The following is a 6,419-nucleotide window of genomic DNA, read 5'->3' as shown; positions in this document are numbered from 1 at the left end:
GGCTTGAACTGCGCGAACTGGTAAAGGCAATGAACGCGCTACTTCGGGAGCAGCGGGAAGCGCTCGACCGCTTTTGACGGCACGGGGTAGCGGCTGCGCGACCGTACAATTTTCCGGACAACTCGACGGATTGACAACCGCAGAATCAAGCATTCATGCGGCTTTCAAGCCACAGTGTGAGTGACCCCGGCTCCACCAGAATAGAGTTCAAGGATGGCCGCCAAAGGCCAAAAGCCTCAAGTAAATCAACGACTTGAGGCTTTTTTCTTGTCCGCTTGAAACCGTACAACTCCGCTTGAAGCCAGCAAAAAACCGGACAACTTTCCGTACAACTCGCCAAAATGGAACCGGGCACTACAGGAGTTGTACGGAATGGCGACCATCGAGAGGCTGACGGACAAGGCGATTCGGGCTGCCATGAAGGCGGCGGTAAGCGTGGGTAAGGCCAAAGCGATCGGCGACGGCGGCGGCTTGGTGCTGGAGATGCAACCCACCGGCGCCGGATGGTGGCGCCTGCGCTACTCGTTCGACGGCCGGGAAAACCGCCTCAGCCTCGGCACCTATCCCGAGGTGGCGCTTGCCGACGCTCGCCAGCGGCGCCGGGACGCTTTGAAGCAGATTGCGGCCGGCACGGACCCGAGCGGCGCTCGCAAGGCCGGCAAGACCGAGCGGGAGCGCCAGCGTGCGGCGCAGGCCCTGGCCGATGCCGGTTTGCCCGGCCCCGGCACGTTCGAGCACGTAGCCCGCGAGTGGCTGGCGACCGTGCATGAGGCGAAGGTGAGCGCCGGGCATGCTGAGCGCACGCGCATCCGCCTGGAGCAAGACGCTTTCCCTTGGATCGGCCGGCGACCGATCGCCGACATTGAAGCGCCCGACCTGCTGCAATGCCTGCGCCGGGTGGAAGCGCGCGGCGCGATCGAAACGGCGCACCGCGTCAAGGATGCCTGCGGGCAGGTGTTCCGCTACGGCATCGCCAGCGGGCATTGCGCGCGCAACCCGGCCGCCGACCTGCGCGACGCGCTGCGACCTGTGCAAAGCCGGCACCATGCGGCGATCGTTGACCCGAAGCGAGGCGGCGAGCTGCTGCGCGACATACTGGCCTATGCGGGACATCCGGTGACGCGCGCGGCCTTGTCGCTGTCGGCGCTGCTGCTGCTGCGGCCCGGTGAGTTGCGGCATATGGAGTGGACATGGATCGACCTCGACGGCGCCACGCTGACCGTTCCCGGCGAAGTGATGAAGCGCAGCAAGGCGGACAAAGCGAACGGTGCTCCGCACGTCGTGCCGCTGGCACCGCAGGCCGTGGCTATCCTGCGCGAGCTGCACCCGCTGACCGGGCATGGCCGCTACGTCCTCCCCTCACTGCTGACCGGCGAGCGCTGCATGAGCGAAAACACCGTGCGCGGTGCGCTGCGCCGCATGGGCTACGGCAACGACGACATGACGGCGCACGGGTTCCGTGCGATGGCGCGCACGATGATCGCCGAGCGGCTGGGCATCGCCGCCGAAGTGATCGAGGCGCAACTGGCGCACGCGGTGGCCGACGCGCTGGGCCGGGCCTACAACCGCACGCAGTACCTCGACCAGCGCCGCGACATGATGGCGAAGTGGGCCGATTACCTCGACAAGCTGCGCAACGGCGCCGACGTGCTGGCGTTTCCGCACAAGGCCGCATGAGCGACTGATCCGTTTCGCCGCGCCTAGGCTGATCCCCGAAAACCCGCAACCCTGGCGGGACTGGCGCGGCGATCCTCACAGGGATGCGCGAGGGGCGCATGAGCATCAAAGACCAAATCGAAACAGTAAGCCGAGAGTTCGTCGGCGGGGACATCCTCTTGTGTGCTGTCCTCACTCAAGAAGACGTGTCGCCATATCAGGTGGCGAGCTGGTTTATGCGTTGGATCAAGCATCTCGACAGCATTCCGATGATTGCCTACAACGCAGAGAGGCAAGATTTTTATCCGATTGAGCACCCCTGGGCGGGGGACGTGTTCACCGACATCATTCACGAGTTCGACCCTGAAGGCGTTTCGTGGGATGAGAACAATGACGGCTACATCGGAGGTTGGCTATCTTCCGATTTAGAGCGGTTTTTTGCTAGCACGGGCGTGAGCTACCCCGGTGCTGCGATTGCCAATCTTGAACGTGTTTCAAGGTCCCGCGCTGATGCCGAGGGCAGAAGCTCCTCTGCTGAACAAGGTCGAAAGCCCCCGCCCGGAGTAGAGATTGAGCAACCGTCTTCGGAAACGAAGAAAGATGCTGCCGCGGTGGACACGCCGATTGGCACGCGGGAGCGCAACACGTTGCTTTCGATCATCGCCACGCTGGCAAAAGAGGCTGGCATCGCTCTCGATCAACCTTCCAAGGCGGCGGAGAGCATTGCGAACGCTGCACAGTTGCAGGGGCTGACAATCGCGCGGCGCACGATCGAGGAAAAGCTGAAGCTAATTCCCGACGCGATCGCTGCGCGGGGCAAGTAGAGCAGCGGCAATTGCCATCGCAGCAAAGGCAGTTGCCGCGCGGCTCCGCGGATGTTGGTTTCAATGGCCCGGTGTTATTCACCAAGGGCCAAACATGACCGCCAGCGTTCTTCAACCCGCCAGCGCACAAGCGCGGCAGCGCATTACCCAGCCGCTGTATGCGGCGGACGTTCCCGACGCGCTGCTGAAACTCGCCACGGTGCAGGCCCTGACCGGGCTCGGCAAAACGACGCTTTACACCCTCGTTTCGCGCCAGCAATTCCCGCAGCCGATCCGGCGCGGGACGCGGTGCACGCGCTGGCGAGCGGGCGACGTGACTGCTTGGCTTCAAGCGCAAACGAAGTGAGGGGCCGCAATGCAACGCCTTACGCATGCCGACCCGACAGGGACTGACGCGCCCACAAAAGAAAACGCCCCGGCGACTGACCGAGGCGAGGAAAACCAACACGCTGATTCTCGCACCGTAGCGGACGCGGGCAAAGCCTTGCCAACTTGCGCACTCGGCTGGCGCTTGCAGGCTGCACGCTGCACCCGGTGCAGTTGGAAACCGGCGCAACAACCGCCTTCATGGTGTCGCGCTGGGCACTGTGGCACCCGTTGCCCGACCCGGCCGCTGTGGCGGCATTCCTCGATCAAGTGGGGGTTCGAATGCGTGAGTCCCTGCAAGACTTCGGCGAAGCGATCCGGGCGGCGCTCGGCAATTCGCCCAACACGATCGAGCCGGGCCGGCTGCACCGCTTCCCGACCAACGGCCGGCGCGGCGACACGTCGGGATGGTGCAAGCTGTTCCCCGATGCGCGCGGCGGTGTGTTCGGCTGCCACCGGCAAGGCATGAACGAGACATGGACGGCCGCCGATCCGCAGCGAATGAGCCTGGCCGAACGGGCAGCGCTGGCCCGCCATATCGAGGCTGCGACGCGCGAGCGAGCCGCAGTACAGCGTGATGCATGGGTAATCCAAGCGCGCCGCATCGGCGAGCTGTGGGGCCAGTGCGTGCCGCTCACGGAAGGCGACCCGGCCGCGCTCTACCTGACGCGGCGCGGCTTCCCCGAGCTGCAGGCGCTGCCGACGTGCGTGCGGTTGCATCGCTCGCTCACCTACTGGCATGAGGGCCGCGAGCTGGGTTGCTTGCCCGCGATGGTGGCGCCGCTGACCGCACCGGACGACCGCACGGTGGCGCTGCACCGAACCTACCTGACGCCCGAGGGCCGCAAGGCCGACGTGCCCACCGTCAAGAAGCTGACCGCAGCAAGCGGGCCGCTGGCCGGCGCGTCCGTTCGTCTGTACTCCCCGCGGCGCGGAACCATCGGCGTGTGCGAGGGCATAGAAACCGCACTGGCCGCGTCGATGGGCTCGGGAGTGCCCACGGTGGCCGCGTACTGCGCAAACGGTGTGGCCAGCTATTTCTGGCCCGCTGGCGTGCAATCGCTTGTGATCTTCGCCGACGCCGACAAGGCGGGCCGTGAGGCAGCCGACAAACTGAGGGTTAGGGCGCTGAGCGCCGGCTTGCGCGTCAACCTCATGATACCGACCGAAGCCGGCACCGACTGGTGCGATGTATGGGCACAGCGTAGTGCTGTGGAGATCGAAGGGGACGCAGCATGAGCGCCGTCCCCAAAGACCTAGACCGGTTGCGACTGGCCGGTGATGCAGCACTTCCTGCTCCGCCGCAACCGCTTCCCGCCGAGCTCTTGCCGGTGGAGCCGTTCCCTCTGGACGCGCTTCCCGACGCCTTCCGCCCATGGGCCGGCGACGTAGCCGACAGGATGCAATGCCCACTGGACTTCGTTGCAGTGCCGATGCTGGTCGGCGCTTCGATGTTGGTGGCGCGCCGAATCTCGATCATGGCGCAGGCGCGCACCGACTGGCGCGAACGGGCGAACCTGTGGGCCTTGATCGTGGGCCGCCCCGGCGCCATGAAGTCACCTGCCATGCAGCAGGCACTGGCGCCGCTGGAGCGCATGGAAGTCCGCGCAGCGCTGGCCCACACCGCCGAGATGGAAGCCTTCAAGGTGGACGTGCTGGCGCACAAGCTGCGCAGTGACGTAGGCGAAAAAACAGCCAAGGGCATTCTTTCCAAGAACCGCGACGCCGACGTGCGCGAACACCTGAGCGGCGACGAACCGATGGCGCCGACCTGGCCGCGCTACCTGGTCAACGACCTGACCTACGAAAAGCTCGGCGCGCTGTTGTCGGAGAACCCCGAGGGCGTGCTTTCCGTGCGCGACGAGATGCGCGGCTTGTTCCTGCACTTGGCACGCGAGGAATCGGCGCCGGCCCGCGCCTTCTACCTGCAAGCCTGGAGCGGTGGCCGCTACACCTTCGACCGCATCGGGCGCGGCACCGTGACCGTGGAGGATGCGCGCCTGAGCATGATCGGCTGCATACAGCCCGGCCCGTTGTCTGAGCTGGTACAGCAGGCGCGACGCGGCTCGTCCGACGACGGGATGCTCGATCGCTTCCTCATCGCCTGGCCGGACGCGAGCGGCGACTGGCGCGAGGTTGACCGCTGGCCCGACACCCCGGCAAAGCGCACGGCATGGGGCGTGTTCGATCGGCTCGATACGCTGGACGCCACGAACATCGGCGCCCAGATCGACACCGATGCGCAAGGCGAGGCGCGCGGGCTGCCGTTCCTTCGCTTCGCTGCCGATGCGCGCGAAGCCTTCAGCGAGTGGCGCCACGAGCTCGAAGCGACCCTCAAGGGCGCGGAGAACGAGTCGCTGGAAGCGGCGCTATCGAAGTTTCGCCACCATGTTCCCGCTCTGGCCCTGGTAATACATGTGATCGACGGCGGCAGCGGGCCGGTGACGCTGCGGTCAACGCTGCGCGCGCTGATGCTGGCCGAGTATTTCGAGAGCCATGCACGCCGACTTCACGGCAGCGGCCGGCGCGTCATGGTGCGTGCTGCAAGGGCGATTCTCGGCAAGGCCCGGTCCGGGGCGCTGCCTGATCCGTTCACCGCGCGCGACGTGTACCGAAAGGATTGGGCCGGACTGAGCGACCGGCAAACCGTTGCCGACGCACTCGACGTGCTCGCAGTGCATGGCTGGGTCTGGGAGGCGACTGCGGAGACTGGCGGGCGCAAGACCACGATCTACGGCTTGACCGATGGTGCGCGCCATGGGTAAGTGGGCGCAGCGGCTGGCTGATGAAATTCTGCAAACCCCCTCGGGCGGCACCGACAGAACCGACGCAAGGGGGGTTGTGGCAGTTTTGGCGGTGCCCACTGAGGGGGTTTCGCCGAAATTGCAGGCGGCGAACGACCCGGCGCGCACCTGCGGCGACTGCCGGCACCTGCTGCGGCATGGCACCTGCGGGGAGCCGGTGGCGCTGGCCTGGCGCCGTGGTTCGGCATCGTCTGGCCGCCTGAGGGGCACGGAGCGCACTGCGCCGGCTTCGATGCGAAGGCTCGCCGTGCTGCGCAGGATCGGCCTTACCGACTGACACCCGAACAGGGCGACCGCTGCCACGCGGGCGGCTGGGACGATGCCGAGATAGCGACCTTCACGGCCCGGCATGCCCGGCTGCTGCGCAGGGGCTACGGCAACGCCGATGCCGAGGACCTGGCCGAGCGGCTGACGCTGCGCGACCGCGATGGCGATGATCGGCGCATCTGCCTGGAATGCAGCGCGCTGGATCGGCGCGGGCACTGCATGGTGGCCGCAGCCGGCCGGCTGCCCGGTGCTGATCGGCGCTTGGAGCCGGTGCCGACGATCCTTCAACGCTGCGAGGGCTTCGCGCCCTGCGCCGCACCGACGTTAACGAATGTCAACATGCCATGACCAAAACCAAGACGAACAAGGCGCCACCCGGCGATGTCCCAGAAGTTGTTGAACGCGTGAGCTGAGGTGGCGGTTCCTTTCGCCTGCATTCGAAAATGCAGGTGCCTAGCAAGCAAAGAAAGGAACCACCGAAATGAAGTCTCGCACGAAGCCC

General features: G+C 66.1%; 7 protein-coding genes. 6 read left to right on the top strand and 1 reads right to left on the bottom strand.

Features of this window, described 5'->3' with window-relative positions; all coding sequences use genetic code 11:
- The first annotated feature begins 372 nt into the window (after positions 1-372).
- From H0W38_RS13870 to H0W38_RS13845, 6 genes are all read left to right on the top strand, one after another.
- On the top strand, positions 373-1,677 hold the full coding sequence (locus H0W38_RS13870; RefSeq protein ID WP_292455025.1) for an integrase arm-type DNA-binding domain-containing protein: 1,305 nt from the start codon (positions 373-375) through the stop codon (positions 1,675-1,677).
- A 98-nt stretch (positions 1,678-1,775) separates the two neighbouring features.
- Positions 1,776-2,480 carry a hypothetical protein gene (locus H0W38_RS13865; RefSeq protein WP_292455023.1) on the top strand — a complete coding sequence of 235 codons (705 nt, stop codon included), beginning with the start codon at positions 1,776-1,778 and terminating at the stop codon, positions 2,478-2,480.
- A 94-nt stretch (positions 2,481-2,574) separates the two neighbouring features.
- Entirely contained in the window at positions 2,575-2,826 is a 252-nt protein-coding gene (locus tag H0W38_RS13860) for an AlpA family transcriptional regulator (RefSeq protein WP_292455022.1), read from the top strand.
- Positions 2,827-3,128: 302 nt separating this feature from the next.
- Entirely contained in the window at positions 3,129-4,085 is a 957-nt protein-coding gene (locus tag H0W38_RS13855) for a toprim domain-containing protein (protein ID WP_292455020.1), read from the top strand.
- 92 nt (positions 4,086-4,177) lie between these two features.
- Positions 4,178-5,611, top strand: coding sequence for a YfjI family protein (locus H0W38_RS13850; RefSeq protein WP_292455018.1), 1,434 nt, complete (start codon positions 4,178-4,180; stop codon positions 5,609-5,611).
- Positions 5,592-5,927, top strand: a complete 336-nt coding sequence (locus H0W38_RS13845; RefSeq protein ID WP_292455017.1) for a hypothetical protein — start codon at positions 5,592-5,594, stop codon at positions 5,925-5,927. The genes H0W38_RS13850 and H0W38_RS13845 overlap by 20 nt, the downstream gene beginning before the upstream one ends.
- A gap of 274 nt (positions 5,928-6,201) precedes the next feature.
- Here H0W38_RS13845 and H0W38_RS13840 read toward each other — a convergent pair.
- Positions 6,202-6,419, bottom strand: a 218-nt coding sequence (locus H0W38_RS13840) for a hypothetical protein (RefSeq protein WP_292455014.1), incomplete at its 5' end; no start/stop codon positions are given.

Source organism: Methylibium sp. (assembly GCF_013817365.1).
Classification (GTDB): domain Bacteria; phylum Pseudomonadota; class Gammaproteobacteria; order Burkholderiales; family Burkholderiaceae_C; genus Methylibium.
The sequence above is the reverse complement of the archived record's forward strand: the minus strand, read 5'-3'. Positions and strand labels throughout refer to the sequence as shown.